This is a genomic window from Sorangium sp. So ce590 (assembly GCF_051521365.1).
GTDB lineage: Bacteria > Myxococcota_A > Polyangia > Polyangiales > Polyangiaceae > Sorangium.
Genome location: NZ_CP150346.1, coordinates 1,952,591 through 1,969,107, shown reverse-complemented (window position 1 = coordinate 1,969,107; position 16,517 = coordinate 1,952,591). Strand labels below are relative to the sequence as shown.

Sequence of the window (16,517 nt, the reverse complement as noted above, 5' to 3'; positions counted from 1 at the left end):
GCGCGACCCCTCGACGCCGCGGGCCGTGGCGGCCGCCGCGGGCTCGGCTACACCGCGCGGATGCTCCGCCGACTCCTCGCCTGGCTCGACCGCGCGCCCTCGCCGCGCGCGCCCGCGTCACCCGACATCGACATCGTCGCCGGCGTCGAGCCGCCGGAGGCCGAGCCGCCCGGAGCGCCCGGCGGCGACGACGTCGTGGTCATGCCGATCGAGGACGCGATCGACCTGCACACGTTCGCCCCGCGCGACGTCGCCTCGGTGGTCGAGGAGTACCTCCACGAGGCGCAGCGGCGCGGCTTCCGCGAGGTGCGGATCATCCACGGCCGCGGCAAGGGCGTGCAGCGCCGCATCGTGCAGGGCGTCCTCTCGCGCCACCCCGCCGTCGACGGCTTCCGCGACGCCCCGGCCTCGCGCGGCGGGTGGGGCGCGACCGTCGTGTGGCTCAAGGCCTCGGGCGGCGGCGCCTCGCCGTGAAGCGTCAGCAAGGCCACCTGGAACGACCGCGGGCTCCCGCGTAAGATGGCGCGCATGTCGCGTCCCCCCGCCACGCCCGACGACCCCGGCCCGACCAGCCTCGCGGCCGCCACCGAGCCCCGCATGAAGGCCGAGGTGGTGGCGGTGCCCCGCATCGAGCTGTGCGTCGAGCGCGAGGCGGGCAAGCCCGCGAGCCGGGCGATGGTGCTCGACGGCGACTTCATCCGCATCGGCTCCCACCAGAGCAACGATCTCGTCCTCGCCGACCGCGCCGTCTCGCGCTTCCACTGCATCCTCGAGCGCGTGAAGTCGACGTTCCGGCTGACGGACGTCGGCTCGCTCAACGGGACCACCATCGCCGGCGTCCGCGTGCGGGACGCCGACGCGCTCCTGCCGGAGTGCCGCATCGAGCTCGGCGAGTCGGTCGTGCGCATCCGCGACGCCGACGCCGTCGCCGAGACCGAGCTCGCGCGCGCCGTCAGCTTCGGCGCGCTCCAGGGCGTGTCGGTCCCCATGCGGCGCCTGTTCCACGTCCTCGATCGCGTGGCGAAGAGCGCGCCCGACGTGCTCATCGAGGGCGAGAACGGCACGGGCAAGGAGGTCATCGCCACCGAGCTCGTCCAGCGCGGCGCCCGCGCCGACAAGCCGCTCGTCATCGTCGACTGCGGCGCCATCTCGCCGAGCCTCATCGAGAGCGAGCTGTTCGGCCACGTGCGCGGCTCGTTCACGGGCGCCTCGCGCGACCGCGCCGGCGCCTTCGAGGAGGCCGACGGCGGCACCGTCTTCCTCGACGAGATCGGCGAGCTGCCGCTGGAGATGCAGCCGAAGCTGCTCCGCGCCCTCGCCTCGCGCGAGGTGCGCAGGCTCGGCGAGAGCCGGGTGCGCAAGGTCGATATCCGGGTGATCGCCGCCACCAACCGGCGCCTCGAGCGAGAGGTGAACAGCGGTCGATTCCGCGAGGACCTCTATTACCGCCTCTCGGTGCTCACCGTGCGCGTCCCGCCGCTCCGGGAGCGCAAGGAGGACATCGGCCTCCTCGTCCACAGCTTTCTGAACGAGCTCGGCGCCGCCGACAAGGTGAGCCTCTTTTCGCCCGAGATCATCGAGGAGATGAAGCGCTACGACTGGCCCGGCAACGTGCGGGAGCTGAGGAACTACGTCGAGCGCCGCGTCGTGCTCGGCGAGGGCGCCGCCATGGGGGCGACGGCGCCGTCCGAGCGCAGCTCCACGCCGCCGGGCTCCACGCCGCCGGGCGCCGCGCGCGAGGCGCCGGCCGCGAACATCGAGATGCCCTTCAAGGAGGCGAAGGAGGCCATCATCAACGGGTTCGAGCGGGACTACCTCGCCGCGCTGCTCGACTGGTCGAACGGCAACGTGAGCCGCGCCGCGCGCAAGGCGGGGCTCGACCGGATGTACCTCCACCGCCTCCTCCAGCGCCACGGGCTCCGCCGCGCCGCCGCCCTCGACTGAGAAGTGCCGCGCCTCACCGACCGGGGCGAGCCCGCGACCGCCCCGCGCGATAGGACAGGGCGCCACCGCCCCGCCCATGTCACAGTCGCGGCGAAATGGCGCGATCCGTTCGTGTGCGCAACCTCGCAAAATCTCTAAACATTTCTGAAACAGAGCTGCTCGTCTGGCTCGCGGATCAAGCGCCTGCGGCCGACATCCGGCATCCGGCGGACTTCCTCCCCCCGGAGATGGTGGAGCGGGCGCAGCAGGCGCTCGCCCGGCCGCCGCCGCCGGCGCCGGCGCCGGAGCCGGTCGAGCGCCGCTGCGCCGAGTGCGCGAAGCTCCCCGCGAAGGCGGGGGTCCGCGTGGTCGAGGTCGGCGCCAACGCAGTTTGCGACCTGTGTGGCAGCTCCGCGAACAAGCGGGCGGCGCTCACGATGATCGGGGCGTTCCATGCGCGGGGGCTCCGGAGGCTGCTCGTGGTCGGCGGGGGGCCGGGCACGGCCGAGGACCTGCGGCAGCTGCTCGCGGGCGAGGTCGACATCCGCATCGTGGACGGCGAGGGCCACCGCAACGCGACGAAGGCCGACGCCGATCTCCGCTGGGCCGACGTTGTCGCGGTCTGGAGCTCGACGATCCTCTCGCACAAGGTCTCGAAGCTCTACACCGACCAGCGCGCCGCGTTCCGCGACAAGCTCGTCACCGTGCCGAGGCGCGGCGTGGCCGCGCTCTGCATGGCGGTGACCGAGAAGGTGGGTAGTGGTCCTATCTGAACACGCTCCCGATACCGTGCGACCAGGCGCGGGGCGGGAGCGCCCGCGCGCCCGGGGCTCTCCTTCGATGACGAGGTGGAGCAATGGACATGCCACTTCGAAGCGGAGACGGGCTTGGCGTCGCTCGACCGGCTATCACCCCGGGCGGCTGTGGAGCCGCACGCGACGGCGGGTGCGCCGCGCGTGGGGCACCCAGCCGCGGAAGTGCCAGCGCGCGGACATGGCGAGTCCGCGGATCCACTCGTCGGCGCCGTAGGCCACCCAGACGCCGACGAGCCCCCAGCCGAGGTAGACGCCGAGCAGCCAGGACAGCCCGACGGCCACGGCGAACATCGAGAAGACGCCGAACGCGACCGGGAAGCGCGCGTCGCCGGCGGCGCGGAGGCCGTTGATGACGACCAGGTTGATCGTGCGGCCCGGCTCGACAAGGAGGGTGAGCCAGAGCAGCTTGGAGCCGGTGGCGATCACCTCCGGATCGCTCGTGAACAGGCCGAGCAGGTGGGGGCCGATCAGCGCGATCGCGAGCACCAGGGCCACGCACACGCAGAACCCGACCAACAGGCCGCCGCGCACCTGGCGATCGGCGCCGATCAGCTCGCCGGCGCCGATGTGGTGCCCGACCACGATCTCGGTCCCGAAGCCGAGCGCCAGGCCGAACAGGAGCAGGAAGTGCACGATCTGCATCGTGTACGTATGCGTGGTGAGCGCCGTCTGCCCCATGTTGGCGACCATGGCGAGGATGATCATGAAGCTGATGCGATAGACCACGTTCTCGCCCGCCCCCGGCAGGCCGATGTGCAGCATCTCGCGGAGGCGATCGGGGCGGATGCGCCAGAAGTCCTCGAAGGTCGGGCGGATCCGGAGGCGCGCGATCCACAGCTGTCGGTGCATCCAGAAGGAGCACGCGCGCGCGATCACCGCGGCGAGCGCGAGCCCGTTCATGCCGAACCCAGGCCACCCGGCGACACCGAACATGAGCGGCAGGCTGAGCGAGAGCTGGATGACGTACATGACGATGATGAGGCGCAGCGTGTCGCGGGTGTACGTGTGCGCGCGCAGCACCGCGCCGAGCGAGAAGTTCACCGCGTCGAACGCCAGCATCACGCCGACCGCGATCAGATACGGCTGCGCGATCGGGAACAGGGAGGGCGGCAGGCGCATCAGCTCGAGCAGGGGCCGCGCGCCGATCGCGATGACGGCGCAGCTGAAGACCCCGAGCCACAGGTTGGCGGCGAGCGACGCCCGCGCGACCTGCTCGGCGCCGGCGCGGTCGCGCGCGCCGAGGTACTGAGTGACCACCACGCTCGCGCCGACGCTGACGAAGCGAAAGGTGATCATGAAGGTCAACATGATCTGGTTGGACAGCCCGTACGCCGCGGCGGCTTCATCCGAGAGGCGGCTGACCAGCCACACGCCGAACACCCCGACGAGCATGTGCAGCAGGTGCTCGCTGAAGATGGGCCAGGTGATCTCGAGCAGGCGGGGGCGAGCGAGAGAAGGAGCAGGAAGGACCGATTGCAAAGCGCCGCATCCTACTCTGCCGGGGTGCACCTCGCCATGGCGGAACACGGCCGGATGGACGCCGGCCCCGGCGCAGTCCGCCGCGCCGGCAGCGAGGACGGGGCGCGGTCATCGGGTCGTCGCGCCGCCGCCGCGTGGCGCTGTGGTCCACGGGACGGCGGCGGGGGCCGCTGTCGCCCCTCTCCTCACGATCCGCTCGGGTCGCAGCGGCCGAGCGGCGGTCGAGGCGCCGGACGGCTCGGCGCCGCGCTCTCGCGGCGACGTGAGGAAAGACGATCTCGAGGCGAGACAGCAAAACGTGTCTGCGCTCGCCTCCTTGCAGGGTTGTCCCTTCCCGGCTCCCCTCGTCTCGATTACTCTCGGAATGGGCAGAGCGGGGCACCCTCGCGCCTCCGCGCCCGGAGGTGTCGAATGGTGAAATTGCATAGCAGCGCCGGATGGCTCCTGGCCGCGGCGGCGATGGCGCCGGCCGCGATTGCCGGGTGCTCATGCGGCGATCCCGGCGGGACGAGCGCGAGCACGTCCGGCGGCGGCAGCGGCGGCAGCGGCGGCAGCGGCGGCAGCGGCGGCCAGGGCGCAGGGGGCGGCTTCGGGGGGGCCCCATTCCTGGCGGGGAGCGGCGGCTCCGGCGTCGGGAGCGGCGGGTGCGAGGGGCTCGAATGCCAGCAGGTCGCCTGTCCGGCCGGCGGCAAGACCACCGTGAGTGGCACCGTGTACGAGCCCGCGGGCAATGTCCCGCTGTACAACGTGATCGTTTATGTCCCGAACAGGGAGCTCGATCCGATCGCCGACGGGGCGAGCTGCGATCAGTGCAACGTGACGCTCTCGGGAGATCCGATCGCGACCGCGCTGACGGACACGAAGGGGCGGTTCGTGCTGGAGGACGTGCCGGTCGGCGAGGACATCCCGCTGGTCATCCAGCTCGGCAAATGGCGGCGCCAGATCACGCTGCCGAGGGTCGAGGCGTGCGTCGACAACCCGACCGTGGACAGGGAGATCCGGCTGCCGCGCAGCAAGTCGGAGGGCCATCTCCCGAGGATCGCGCTGACGACCGGCGGCATGGACGTGCTGGAGTGCCTCCTCTACAAGATGGGTATCGATGCGTCGGAGTTCACGCCCGAGACGGGCGACGGGCGGGTGAACCTGTTCGTCGGGCGCGCCATCGAGGGCGACAGCGCGACGAGCCGGTTCCGCGACGGGCTGAACGGCGGCGCGGCCTTCTCCCCTGCGCGGGAGTTCTGGAGCTCGCTCGACAACCTGCAGCGGTACGACATGGTGATCCTGTCGTGCGAAGGGTCGGCGTTCGTGGCGGACAAGCCGGCGACGGCGCGGCGGGCGATGTTCGACTACGCCTCCACGGGAGGTCGCGTGTTCGCGTCGCACTGGCACAACACCTGGCTGCGGCTCGGGCCGGAGCGGTTCCCGGACACGGCAGAATGGAACGAGGAGAGCGACCCCGACAACGGGCTCCCCGTGCTGGTGGACACCACGTTTCCGAAGGGCGTGGCGCTCCGGGACTGGCTCGTCACCGTGGAGGCGTCGGCCGTGCCCGGACAGATCGAGATCAACGATCCGCAGCACTGGGTCAACTCGGTGAACGAGGAGATCGCGACGCGGTGGCTCTACAACAACGCCGACCCGGCGTTCGACGCGCGTGCGGGGGTGAAGTACTTCACGTTCAACACGCCGATCGGCGCCCCGGAAGAACAGCAGTGCGGCCGGTTCGTGTACACGGACATCCACGTGGCGGCGAGCGACGTCGCCGGGGCGCCGTTCCCGAGCGGCTGCGAGGACCGCAACGGGGAGATCCATGGGCTGACGGCCCAGGAGAAGGCGCTGCTCTTCATGCTGTTCGACCTGTCGGCCTGCATCACGCCGGACGACGAGCCGCCGCCTGTGCCCGTGCCGAGGTGACGGCTCTCTTGACGCCCTGCGCATGGATGGGCGGTTGACCAGGGTGGTCGCCCGACCACCGAGGGGAGCACCGTAGCCTGCGTGGATCTACGCGGGGAAGACAGCTCGCGCAGGCCACAGACGAGGGGCGGCGGCGACCGAGCCGTGGGTCCAGCGGACTGGCATGTATCTTGCGGAAAATTTCAATTGCTTGCACACCGCCGCTCGGGCACATCGGCGCCCGTGAAGGCTTCGCCTCACGCCCTCGCTCGTGGCTGACGGCGGCCCGCCCTCGAGAGTTGCACGCGGCAGCATTGTACCCTGGATCACATCACCAGACCCAGTCATTACTATTTACTTTTATCTCGCGGAGGGCTTGCCATGGCGCTGGGCTGCCCTTTTAATGCCGCGCCATACGGTGACTTCCCTTGGAGGACATGATGAAGAGCGTTTCGCTTCGCGGTGTGCTTGGCAGGTCGAAGTGGTCATTCGGTCTTGCAGCGGTTGCGTTGCAAGCAGCCGTGCTGGTCGGCTGCGGTGACGCGTCGACGAACGACGGCGCGGGCGGCGACGGTGGCGCCGGCGCCGGCGGCGGCGGCGGTGGCGCGACGACGGGGACCACCGGGACCTCGGCGACCTCGGCGACCTCGGCGACCACCGGGACCTCGGCGACCACCGGGACCTCGGCCTCCTCCACGAGCGCGACCACGACCGGGACCGGGGCGACCTCGTCGACGACGAGCACGGGCTCCGGGGTGGTGCCCACGGACGGAACGCCGGTCGAGCGTCACGGCCAGCTCAAGGTGAAGGACGGCAACATCGTCGGTGAGCACGGGGTCCCGGTCCAGCTCAAAGGCATGAGCCTGTTCTGGAGCCAGTGGAGCAACTACTACAACGCGAGCGTCGTCAACTCGGTCGCAGACAACTGGAACGCGACCGTCATCCGCGCGGCGATGGGCATCGAGGGGCGAGAGGGCTACCTCGCGAACGCGGGACCCGAGAAGCAGAAGGCGAAGGTCATCGCCGACGCGGCGATCGCGAAGGGCCTCTACGTGATCCTCGACTGGCACGATCACAACGCGGAGCAACACCTGGAGCAGGCCAGAAGCTACTTCCGCGAGGTCGCGCAGACCTACAAGAACGTGCCGAACGTGATCTTCGAGGTCTTCAACGAGCCGCTCGACTCGCACAACTGGGCCACCGTGAAGTCGTACGCCGAGACGGTGATCGGCGACATCCGCGCCCAGGGCGCCAACAACCTCGTCATCGTCGGCTCGCCGAACTGGTCGCAGGACGCGGACATCGCCGCGGACAGCCCCGTCAACGACCCGAACGTGGCGTACACCCTGCACTTCTACGCCACGACGCACAGGGAAGCGCTGCGGGAAAAGGCCCAGCGCGCGATCGACAAAGGGCTGGCGCTGTTCGTGACCGAGTGGGGGACCTGCGAGGCCAACGGCAACGGCGCGCTCGATCTCGCGCAGGCGGGGACCTGGCTCGACTTCCTGGAGGCGCACAACATCAGCTGGGCCAACTGGTCGCTGGGCGACAAGGCGGAGGCGTGCTCCGCCCTCAAGCCCAATGCCAACCCCATGGGCAACTGGACGGACAACGACCTCACCGAGTCGGGCAAGTGGGTGAAGGCGAAGATCGCGAAGTGATCCACGCACGGGTCCCCGGGCGCTCGCCCCGGTGACCTGGACCCGGCAGGAGGCGCGCGTCCGCCGAGGGCGCGCTCCCTCGCTCACTCGTGCTCTGGCTTGCTCTCCCCGGTCAGAGGCCGCCCCGCACAGAAGGGGCACTGGTCGTCCGAGCTCCAGTCGTCGTCCTCGAGGCCGAGCGCCCGGAGCTGCTCGAGCTCCCACGCGCGCGCCTCGGGCGAAAGGGGGGCAGGACAGGTCGACTTGTGTTCTCTCGGGCGACTCAACATGGACGGCCCCGTTCGGTTGTGCTCCGGAGAGCGGTTCCGGGATCTATCGCGCGCAGCACAGCTGCGCTCGCGAAATCGGCCTGGCGGCGGCAGATCTGTCCGGCGTTGAGACGCACGGACAGGACCTCGGAGAACGATTGAATGGCAAACGGGGAGCTCGTTCCGGAATCGCTGGCGCGCGAGGCTACGCCGGCCGGGGCGCCCCCGCGCGCAGCCGCTCCGCCACCTCGCGGCGTCGCAGCTTGCCGCTCGTCGTCTTGGGCAGCTCGCCCGGCGGGAGCAGGACGACCTGGTCGATGGTGACGCCGTTCGCCCGCAGCGCCTCGCGCACGCGCTCGGTGAGGCCGGCGTGCTCGGCGGCCTCGGCGCGCGTCTCGGCGACCACATAGACCGCCTCGGTCTGGCGCTCCTCGAGGAAAATCCCCACCGCGACCACGCATCCGGCCCGGATGCCGTCGACCCGGGACGCGATCTCCTCGATCACGGCGGGGATCATCGTGTGCCCGCCCTTGATGATCACCTCCTTCTTCCGGCCGGTGACGAACAGCGTTCCGCGATCGACGAACCCGAGATCGCCCGTGCGCAGCCACCCGCCCACGAGCGCCTCGGCCGTCGCCTCGGGGTCGTTGAAATACCCCTCCATCACGGTCTCCGAGCGCACCTCGATCTCCCCCACCGCGCGCTCCGGGACGGGGCTCTGCCCGGCGTCCACGATCCGGAGCTCGGTGTGCGGGATCGGCCTGCCGAGGCCGACGAGCTCCAGCGACAGAGGTCCCGGCGCGGCCTCCTCGACCCGGCCCTCGCGCTCGAGCAGGCCGCGATCCACCGTGAGGACGCGCGGCGCGGCGAGCAGCTCGGGGAAGGTCACGGCGACCGTCGCCTCGGCCAGCCCGTAGACAGGGAAGAACGCCTCGATGCGGAAGCCGCAGGGCGCGAACGCCTCGGCGAAGCGGCGGAGCAAGGCGGGGGAGATCGGCTCGGCGCCGACCATCGCGCACCGCCACGCGCCGAGGTCGAGCCCCGCCTCGACGGCGCGACGGGCGAGCCCGATGCAGATGGAATAGGCGCTCGGCGGCCCCAGCGAGATGGCGCCCCGGATGCTCGACATCTCCGAGAGCCACGAGAACGGCCGCGTCCGGAACTCGAGCGGCGAGAGCATGTGCACGGGAAAGTCGTTGAAGAGCGGGAAGAGCAGCCCGCCGACCAGCCCCATGTCGTGGTGGAGCGGCAGCCACGAGACGCCCCCCGCCCCGTCGCCGCGCACCGGGAGGCGCTGGCTCATCGCGTCGAGGTGCAGCATGAGCCGCTCGTGCGGGATGACCACGCCGCGCGGATGCCCGGTGCTGCCGCTCGTGAGCTGGATGAGCGCCGGGCCGGGCGCGCGCTCCGGATCCGGCAGCGAGGCGGCGAGGGGCGCGTCGAGCAGCGGCTCGGCGGCGAGCAGCAGGAGGTCGTCCGCGCCGCCTTCGCCCTGCGCAAAGCCGAGCAGCGCGGACGAGACAACGAGCGCGCGCGCGCCGACGCGGGCGGCCGTCCGCCGGAGCTCGCCGAGGAACGCCGCGACGTCGGTGAGCCGGTAAGGCACCCCGACCTGGATCGGCACCGCGCCGAGCACCCAGACGCCGAAGAGGCACGGCACCGCCACCTCGACGTCCGTCACGAGCAGGAGCACGCGGTCGCCCGGGCGAACCCCCGCGGCGAGCAGCCCCGAGGCCGCCGCGCACGCGCGGCGCCAGTACTCCGCCCACGACCAGCCGACGAACTCGCCCTGCTGCTTGTGGTAGAAGCCGAACCGCTCCGGCGTCGCCTCGGCCCGCGCCCTGAGCAGGCCAGCGACCGTCCGCGCAGCGAGCGCGCGGCTCACGGCGCGCGCCCCGGCTCGGGAGAGGGCGCGACGCCGAGGCGCTCGCGGCCGCCGGCCTTCGTCGCCACGATCATGTACTCGAGCGCGGTGCGCCGCGCGAACGAGAGCCGGCCCACGGTCATGTACGTCTGGAGCAGCCGCGAGAAGCCGGGCGCGCGCGCGTCGATCCGGGCGCGGTTCGAGCGCACGTTGTCGGTCCATCGGGCGACCGTGTGCACGTACGAGCTCGTGAGATCCTCGACGCGCCGGACATCGAGGCCGGCCTGCTCGATCATTCCGAGCTCCTCGGCGAGCGAGATCAGGCGGCAATAGCCGAGCGCCTGGACGAAGATGTACTGCGTGGCAGCGCTCTCCCGGTCGCCGCGGGCGCGCGCCGGGAAATAGCAGTCGGAGATGAGCAGCCTGCCGCCCGGGCGCAGCGCGGCGGCGATCTTCTTGTGGATCCGCTCGCGGTTGTGCATGTGCACGATGCTGCCCACGAAGAGGACGGCGTCGAGCGACTCGGGCTCGAGGTCGACGTCCTCGATATGGGCGAGGTCGATGCGGACCCGCGAGGCGACGCCCACCCGGTCGGCGCGGCGGAGCGCCTCCTGCCGCTGCTTGTCGCTCAGCGTGACGCCCTGGAAGCTCCCGCCGGTGTGCTCGGCAAGATAGATGAGGTTCGAGCCCCAGCCGCACCCCACGTCGAGGACGCGCTCGCCGGGGTGGATGTCGAGCTCGCGGCGGACCCAGTCGTACTTCCGCTCCTGCGCCGCCTCGAGGCTCTCCCCGGGATCGAGGAAGATGCCCGTCGCATAGGCCAGGCGGCTGTCGAGGACCATGGAGAAGATCTCCGGGTCGTTCTGGTAATGGGCGGCGACCTCGCGCCGCTCGTGCTCCCGCTGCTCCTCGGGCGTCCGGGAGGCGGCCTCGCGCTCGGCGCGCGTGCGCGGCGCGATCACGGCGCCCCTCCCCGGCCGCCCCGCGCCGCGAGCTGCGCCTCGACAAAGGCGATCACGTCCCCGACCGTGCTGATCTGCGCCTGATCGGGCGCCGCGAAATCGGGCGCCACGATCTGGAATCGCTCCTCCAATGCGACGTTGACCTCGATGAGCGCCAGCGAATCCACGCCGACACCGTTCTCGAGAGACAGGTCGGGAGTCACGGCGTCGACGCTCATCCCACATCGCTCTGCAATGATGGTGCGGACCTCGCGGGCGATCTCCGGATCTCCCCCGCCCGCCGCCTGCGGCTGCTTCTGTAGCGCCGCCTCGCTCTTCTTCATCGCGCTCTCCAGTTCAGGTTTCGGCGCGCGCGACCTTCAGCGCGCCGGCGCGAGAGGTACTCCATGCCAGCGCCGGTCACGGCCGTAATGGGCAGTACCATGACTGCCATTCGCCGTCCATGCAGGACGAGCTCGCTCGGCCGCAGGCCCGGCGCGAGCGGCTCAATCGCCGAAATCGCCGTCGAGCCCACCGCCGTCATCGAGCCCGCCACCGTCGTCGCCCCACGGATCGCCGCCGTCCGGCCCGTCGCCCTCGTCGCCGGCGCCCGGGTCGTCGCCGCCGCGATCGGCGTTGTTCAAGAGGCCAGGATCCGCGGCGGCCTCCTGCGCCGTGCCGAGCGGCGTGCCCGCCGGGCTCACGAAGAGCACGTGAGGAGGCGACATCATGTGCATGAACGAGGAGATGAGCATCACGTCCAGCATCATGCCGAGCGGGCTGGGAGGGTAATAGGCCACGAACGGGTCGTAGGCGGGGTGCGTGGGGTTCGCCGGTTGCCCTCCGGCAGCCGCGCCGTCGCCCTGGGGCGCGTGCACGACGCGCGCCTCGGCGTGGCGCTGCTCGACGCGCGCCTCCGGAATCGACGTCTTCAGGGCGCCCTCGAGCCGCCCGACGAAGGACTCGAACTGCATCCGCGCCGCCTCGAACAGCGCCGGGTCCTTCGCGAGGGGCTCGACGCGGCGGCGGTAGTCCTCCGCGGACTCGCCGGCGCGCGGCTCGAGATCCCGCACGCGCCCGCCGACGGACACGATCCCCGCCGGCTCGTCCTCGGCGTGCTCGGTGCGGGCGCGCGTCTCGATGACGAGGTGCAGCCCCGCCTCCTCGTGCTCGGCGGCGAATTTGAGCTCGCTGAAGCCGCGCCCGAACACGGCGGAGTGCTCGGACAGCGCGAGCACGAGATCGGGGAGATCGTCCGGCTTCCCGTCGGTGTCCTGGAAGATGACGGTATCGTCGATGACCAGCGAGAGGGCGTTGCCGATCCCGAGCTGGACGAGCGCCCGCCGCACCTGGTCGATCACGGCGGTGGCCTCCAGCTCGACGCGCATGCGATCGGTGTCGAGGTCCACCCTGGCGCCGAGGCCGCGCTTCAGCTTCTCCCACAGGGTGGGGTCGCGCTGGATGAGGCTGCCCTTGAGCGAAACGTGGATCTGTCCGATGAGCCGCATGCGCGCTACTTAGCACCGGAGCGCCGCCGGAGGGCCGCCGACGCAGCAGGCGGCGCCGATAATGCGCCGGCCGGCCGCGCTTTGCGGAGGCGGCCCGAGGCGGCGCAGGGGCGAGGACGTCCCTGCGCCGGCTGGCCAGACCCCCGGACAGGCCGGCCTAGCCGAACGTGAAGCGCTGCGCGACGCGCTTGTACGCCTGCTCGACGACGCGGCGGGCGTGGTGAATGGCGTTGGACTGGGGGAACTGCAGCGAGGGAGGCGCGCTGTCGTCAGCGCTGGGCGCCTCGGGCGCCGCGTCCGCGAGCCGGCGCGCGAGGGCGCCCACGGTGTCGACCTCGAAATCCTTCGAGTTCTCCTGGAGGAAGCGGCAGAGCCCGCGGAGCCGCTCCATGTTGAGCCGGTTCAGGTAGCCGCGGCGCGCCTCCGCCGAGTCGAGGAAGTAGAACTCGAACGAGTGGGTCACCAGCGTGACCTCCTTGACCCCGAGCGCGCGGTAGCGGAGGAGACAGTGCTTGATCTCGTCGAGCGTCACCGCCGTGATCTGAAGGTGCCTGAAGCGCTTCGTCGGCTCGATGAAGTTCGTGACCGGCAGCTCGTACACCCCCCGCTCGGGCGTCTCGAAGAGGCCGAGCCGCGCGCCGGGATACTGCATCTTGCAGTTCTTGTTGAAGTAACAGGGGTTGTAGTTGCTGCTCAGCACGAGCCCCGCCAGCTTCATCGCGCGCCAGGTGTCGTTGCTCGCGCCGAAGTTGCCGGCGCGGTAGCCGAGCAGCTCGCTCGCCGGGACGCCCGCGCGCACGAGCAGGTCGCGCCCCTCGAGCAGCAGCTGCGCCTGCTCCTCGACCGGATAGTCGGCGATGTCGTCCGAGACGCGGGCCTCGCCCCGGGTGTGCCAGTCGGCGCGCCGCTGCACGGGGTGCACGTGCAGCTGCACGTCGTGGCCCCGGCTGTGCAGCGCCTGGCACACGTTCTTGAGCCCGTCCATCCCGAAGCTGTATGAGCCGATCGCCTCGACGAAGAACGTCCCGCGCTGACCGCACGCCTCGAGCTCGCGCATGATGAGCTCGATGCCGAGCGGCTCGCGCTGGTTGACGAAGCGGCCCCAGATGCGGAGGTCGTAGCCCATCGCGGGAGATTTGCTGTCGCCCGTGATGCGCTCTTCGGCGCACTCCACGTCCACGGTAATGTATACCCGCGTCCTCCCGTCAGCCATCGCCTGCTCCTCCCTCACCACGCTTCTGAAGCACCATCGTGATCGTCGGGGCCACGAAGCCCACGTGCATCCCGAGCGGGCCGAGCAGCCGGTTCGCCGCGGAGAAGGCCCTGAGCCGCGGCCCGGACATGCCCATCTTGGCCTTCAGGTCGACGATCAACCGGCCTCGATCCTGCTGCGAGATATCCGCATAGTCGCCGAACCCGCGCCGGAGCTGCCAGGGAAATACGCTGTAGATCGACTTGCCCGGAAACAGCGGGCGCAGGGGGCGAGGCACGTAGTTCATCAGGACGCGGCGGCTGTGGAGCTCGACCGGCCAGAGGCGGTTGCTCGTGCCCAGGATGACGATGAACCCCCACGGCCCGACCACCCGGTCGATCTCGCGCTGGACGGCGGGCAGGAGCCCGGGCGGGACGTACTCGAGCACGCTGTTGCAGGAGACGAGCTCGAACTCCTCGTTCGCGAACGGAAGCGAGGTCGTGTCGGGGACGTGAAGGACGCGCACCCTGTCCGACACCCCGTGGCGCTCGGCGTTCAGCTGGGTCAGCTCGACGTACATGGGGTCGACATCGATCGCCGTCACGTCCGCGCCCAGGGTCGCGAGGACGACCGACGTCCCGCCCAGGTGGCAGCCGAACTCGAGCACCTTCTTGCCGCGGACCGAGGTGAAGAGATCGTCGTAGGCGTGGCGGCTGTGCCGCCACTCCCAGTCGACATACCCCCCCACGAAGGTGTCGTCCGGATCCCAGCCGTGGCGCTGGGCGCACTCGCGGAAGCGGCGGTCGGCGTCTGCGTCCCGGACAGCTGGCGGCGATATGACGTTCGGACTGGGATCGCTCATCGGGGAAGGATCAAGCGTCGGGCGTTCCTGCGGACCGCATGGGCGCCCTGTAGATGGCGACCAGATAGGGGGAAAACCAGGGGTTCGTCTCGCCCGGGACCACCCGGCGCGCGAGCGCCTGGAGCGGCGGGACGAGCTTCCAGATGACACGCCGCGCCAGGAGCGGCGCTTCGTCGTCCAGCCAGAAATCGAAGTGGCCGCCCGTGTAACGGGCCTGGACGATCTCGGCGCCGTTGCGCCGGGCGGCGGCCTCGAGGAACGGCAGGTTCATGATGCGGGTGTTGTGGCCGTTCAGGTTCTTGCGATCGAACAGCCAGTGGAGCGCCCTCTGCCCGCCGGCAAAGTTCGGCATGGCCACCACCACGGTGCCTCCCGGCTTCACCATCTCGAAGTGCCGATCCACGACCGACCCCGCGTCGTCGAAGTGCTCGATGAACCCGAAGGAAGCTACAATATCGAACTTTTCCTCGGGCTTCCAGGAGAAGAAGTCCCCCTTCTCGATCTTGCCGACCTTGACGCCGCGCTTCGTGAGCTCGTCTGCGACGACGGCCGGGTCGCAGGCGTAGTCGAGGCCGTGGGCCGTGAACCCGAGGCGCCCGCAGAAGTCGGCGAGGATGCGGCCCGGCGCACACCCGATCTCGAGGAACGACAAACCTTCTCCGCGCGGCAGGAAGGGAGCGATGTCGTCGTAGAGCTCGCAGCCGCCGCCCATGTCCTCGGCCCCGGCGTAGCCCTTCCAATGATTCTCCCAGTAATCCTGTGACGTGAGCTTCAACGTCGCCTCCTCGTTGCCATGACGGAAGGGACGGCTCCACGCCGAGCCTCCTCGGAGGACCGCATTGGACCAGCCGCGGTGCGAATGCTCCAATGCGACCCGTGTTGCGACCCGTGTGCCATCCAGCTGCGCGAATCCTAGAAGACCGGGAGGCCCGCGCGCAAGCCAGCCCTCCGCCTTCTTCCCGCGCCGCCGTCCATCGGGCTACGCGGGGCGCGGGGTCGCGTCTCCTCGACGCTTCGCCCCGCGGGCCGCGCTCGCGCCGCCGGCGCTAGGAGGCAGCCCCCCTCTGCAGGCGCTCGCGGAGCAGGACCTCGAGCGCGGCGAGCGCCTTCGCGAAGCCGTCGATGCCCTCGCTGAGCTTGTCGTTCGCCATCCGGTCGGCGCTGTGCATCGCGCGGAACGTCGCCTCATCCATCGTGATCTTCTCGATGTGCAGGGCGCGCGCCGCGTCCGGGTCGAGCTTCCGCGGCAGCTCGCCGCGCCCGGAGGCGAGCTCGGCGAGCAGCTTCGGCGAGATCGTCAGGAGATCGCAGCCGGCGAGCTCCTTGATCTCGTCGAGGTTGCGGAAGCTCGCCCCCATCACCTCGGTCTTGTAGCCGTGCTTCTTGTAGTAGTTGTAGATCTTCGTGACCGAGACGACCCCGGGGTCCTCGGCGGGCGCGTAGCTCGCGCGGCCCGTGTCCTTCAGGTACCAGTCGAGGATGCGCCCGACGAACGGCGAGATGAGCGTCACGCCCGCCTCGGCGCACGCGATCGCCTGGTGCAGCCCAAAGAGCAGCGTGAGGTTGCAGTGGATGCCCTCCTTCTCGAGGACCTCCGCCGCGCGGATGCCCTCCCACGTCGAGGCGATCTTGATGAGGACGCGCTCGCGCGAGACGCCGGCTTCCTCGTAGAGGCGCACGATGCGTCGGCCCTTCTCGATGGTCGCCTGGGTGTCGTAGGAGAGGCGCGCGTCGACCTCGGTCGAGACGCGGCCGGGGATGATCTTCAGGATGCGCAAGCCGAAATCGACGGCGAGCCGGTCGAAGGCGAGGCTCACGGCGTCGCCCGGCTCCTTGCCCTGGCCCGCCTCCTTCTGTGCCCAGGCGAGCGCGCCGCTCACGATGTCGGTGTACTCGGACATCTGGGCGGCCGCGGTGATGAGCGACGGGTTCGTCGTCGCGTCTTGCGGGCGGAACTTCTCGATCGAGTTGATGTCGCCGGTGTCGGCGACGACGACGGTGTACGCCTTGAGGCGCTCCAGCAGGTTCTGGTCCATGGCGCCATTGTACGAGCAGCCAGGCAGGACGCTTCAAAGCTTTCGTGGCCTTCGTGCGGGGGCCCTCCCCTGCCGCTGGATGCACGGCCGGCGGT

Annotated in this window: 15 protein-coding genes; 5 read left to right on the top strand and 10 right to left on the bottom strand. The window is 70.6% G+C overall.

Going from position 1 to position 16,517, the window contains the following annotated elements:
* Positions 1–60 precede the first annotated feature (60 nt).
* The 3 genes from WMF28_RS07365 (at position 61) to WMF28_RS07355 (ending at position 2,696) form a co-directional block, all read left to right on the top strand.
* A complete protein-coding gene (locus WMF28_RS07365) occupies positions 61–474 on the top strand; it encodes a Smr/MutS family protein (protein WP_437601380.1) in 414 nt (137 codons plus the stop codon).
* Between the two features lie 54 nt (positions 475–528).
* Positions 529–1,944, top strand: coding sequence for a sigma 54-interacting transcriptional regulator (locus WMF28_RS07360; protein ID WP_437601379.1), 1,416 nt, complete (start codon positions 529–531; stop codon positions 1,942–1,944).
* A gap of 113 nt (positions 1,945–2,057) precedes the next feature.
* A complete protein-coding gene (locus WMF28_RS07355; RefSeq protein WP_437601378.1) occupies positions 2,058–2,696 on the top strand; it encodes a hypothetical protein in 639 nt (212 codons plus the stop codon).
* A gap of 135 nt (positions 2,697–2,831) precedes the next feature.
* Here WMF28_RS07355 and WMF28_RS07350 read toward each other — a convergent pair whose 3' ends face one another.
* Positions 2,832–4,217: an MATE family efflux transporter gene (locus WMF28_RS07350; RefSeq protein WP_437601377.1), complete on the bottom strand. Its 1,386-nt coding sequence runs from the start codon at positions 4,215–4,217 to the stop codon at positions 2,832–2,834.
* Between the two features lie 411 nt (positions 4,218–4,628).
* On the opposite strand from WMF28_RS07350, the gene WMF28_RS07345 reads away from it, so the two are divergent.
* Both WMF28_RS07345 and WMF28_RS07340 read left to right on the top strand, forming a co-directional pair.
* The gene (locus tag WMF28_RS07345) at positions 4,629–6,131 is read left to right on the top strand and encodes a carboxypeptidase regulatory-like domain-containing protein (protein ID WP_437601376.1); all 1,503 of its coding nucleotides are present in this window, start codon (positions 4,629–4,631) and stop codon (positions 6,129–6,131) included.
* A gap of 488 nt (positions 6,132–6,619) precedes the next feature.
* A complete protein-coding gene (locus tag WMF28_RS07340) occupies positions 6,620–7,771 on the top strand; it encodes a glycoside hydrolase family 5 protein (protein ID WP_437601375.1) in 1,152 nt (383 codons plus the stop codon).
* Between the two features lie 83 nt (positions 7,772–7,854).
* Here the strand turns inward: WMF28_RS07340 and WMF28_RS07335 are convergent, their stop codons facing one another.
* The 9 genes from WMF28_RS07335 to WMF28_RS07295 all read right to left on the bottom strand — a co-directional run bounded on the left by WMF28_RS07335 (position 7,855) and on the right by WMF28_RS07295 (position 16,422).
* Complete coding sequence (locus WMF28_RS07335; protein WP_437601374.1) at positions 7,855–8,040, bottom strand: hypothetical protein; 186 nt, start codon at positions 8,038–8,040, stop codon at positions 7,855–7,857.
* Between the two features lie 184 nt (positions 8,041–8,224).
* Entirely contained in the window at positions 8,225–9,904 is a 1,680-nt protein-coding gene (locus WMF28_RS07330; protein WP_437601373.1) for an AMP-binding protein, read from the bottom strand.
* Positions 9,901–10,845: an SAM-dependent methyltransferase gene (locus WMF28_RS07325; protein WP_437601372.1), complete on the bottom strand. Its 945-nt coding sequence runs from the start codon at positions 10,843–10,845 to the stop codon at positions 9,901–9,903. Before WMF28_RS07325 ends, WMF28_RS07330 begins: the two co-directional genes overlap by 4 nt.
* Positions 10,842–11,168, bottom strand: coding sequence for an acyl carrier protein (locus WMF28_RS07320; protein ID WP_437601371.1), 327 nt, complete (start codon positions 11,166–11,168; stop codon positions 10,842–10,844). Before WMF28_RS07320 ends, WMF28_RS07325 begins: the two co-directional genes overlap by 4 nt.
* Before the next feature lie 162 nt (positions 11,169–11,330).
* Positions 11,331–12,332: a hypothetical protein gene (locus tag WMF28_RS07315; RefSeq protein WP_437601370.1), complete on the bottom strand. Its 1,002-nt coding sequence runs from the start codon at positions 12,330–12,332 to the stop codon at positions 11,331–11,333.
* Between the two features lie 157 nt (positions 12,333–12,489).
* Positions 12,490–13,545: a polysaccharide deacetylase family protein gene (locus WMF28_RS07310; RefSeq protein WP_437601369.1), complete on the bottom strand. Its 1,056-nt coding sequence runs from the start codon at positions 13,543–13,545 to the stop codon at positions 12,490–12,492.
* Complete coding sequence (locus WMF28_RS07305) at positions 13,538–14,386, bottom strand: class I SAM-dependent methyltransferase (RefSeq protein ID WP_437601367.1); 849 nt, start codon at positions 14,384–14,386, stop codon at positions 13,538–13,540. Before WMF28_RS07305 ends, WMF28_RS07310 begins: the two co-directional genes overlap by 8 nt.
* Before the next feature lie 10 nt (positions 14,387–14,396).
* Complete coding sequence (locus WMF28_RS07300) at positions 14,397–15,161, bottom strand: class I SAM-dependent methyltransferase (RefSeq protein ID WP_437601366.1); 765 nt, start codon at positions 15,159–15,161, stop codon at positions 14,397–14,399.
* Positions 15,162–15,432: 271 nt separating this feature from the next.
* Positions 15,433–16,422 carry a transaldolase gene (locus WMF28_RS07295; RefSeq protein WP_437601365.1) on the bottom strand — a complete coding sequence of 330 codons (990 nt, stop codon included), beginning with the start codon at positions 16,420–16,422 and terminating at the stop codon, positions 15,433–15,435.
* Positions 16,423–16,517 lie beyond the last annotated feature (95 nt).

Bases quoted from the DNA above. Each gene is read 5' to 3' on its own strand.
- WMF28_RS07365 (WP_437601380.1), top strand. From the start codon at position 61: ATGCTCCGCCGACTCCTCGCCTGGCTCGACCGCGCGCCCTCGCCGCGC.
- WMF28_RS07360 (WP_437601379.1), top strand. From the start codon at position 529: ATGTCGCGTCCCCCCGCCACGCCCGACGACCCCGGCCCGACCAGCCTC.
- WMF28_RS07345 (WP_437601376.1), top strand. From the start codon at position 4,629: ATGGTGAAATTGCATAGCAGCGCCGGATGGCTCCTGGCCGCGGCGGCG.
- WMF28_RS07335 (WP_437601374.1), bottom strand. From the start codon at position 8,040: ATGTTGAGTCGCCCGAGAGAACACAAGTCGACCTGTCCTGCCCCCCTT.
- WMF28_RS07320 (WP_437601371.1), bottom strand. From the start codon at position 11,168: ATGAAGAAGAGCGAGGCGGCGCTACAGAAGCAGCCGCAGGCGGCGGGC.
- WMF28_RS07315 (WP_437601370.1), bottom strand. From the start codon at position 12,332: ATGCGGCTCATCGGACAGATCCACGTTTCGCTCAAGGGCAGCCTCATC.
- WMF28_RS07310 (WP_437601369.1), bottom strand. From the start codon at position 13,545: ATGGCTGACGGGAGGACGCGGGTATACATTACCGTGGACGTGGAGTGC.
- WMF28_RS07305 (WP_437601367.1), bottom strand. From the start codon at position 14,386: ATGAGCGATCCCAGTCCGAACGTCATATCGCCGCCAGCTGTCCGGGAC.
- WMF28_RS07295 (WP_437601365.1), bottom strand. From the start codon at position 16,422: ATGGACCAGAACCTGCTGGAGCGCCTCAAGGCGTACACCGTCGTCGTC.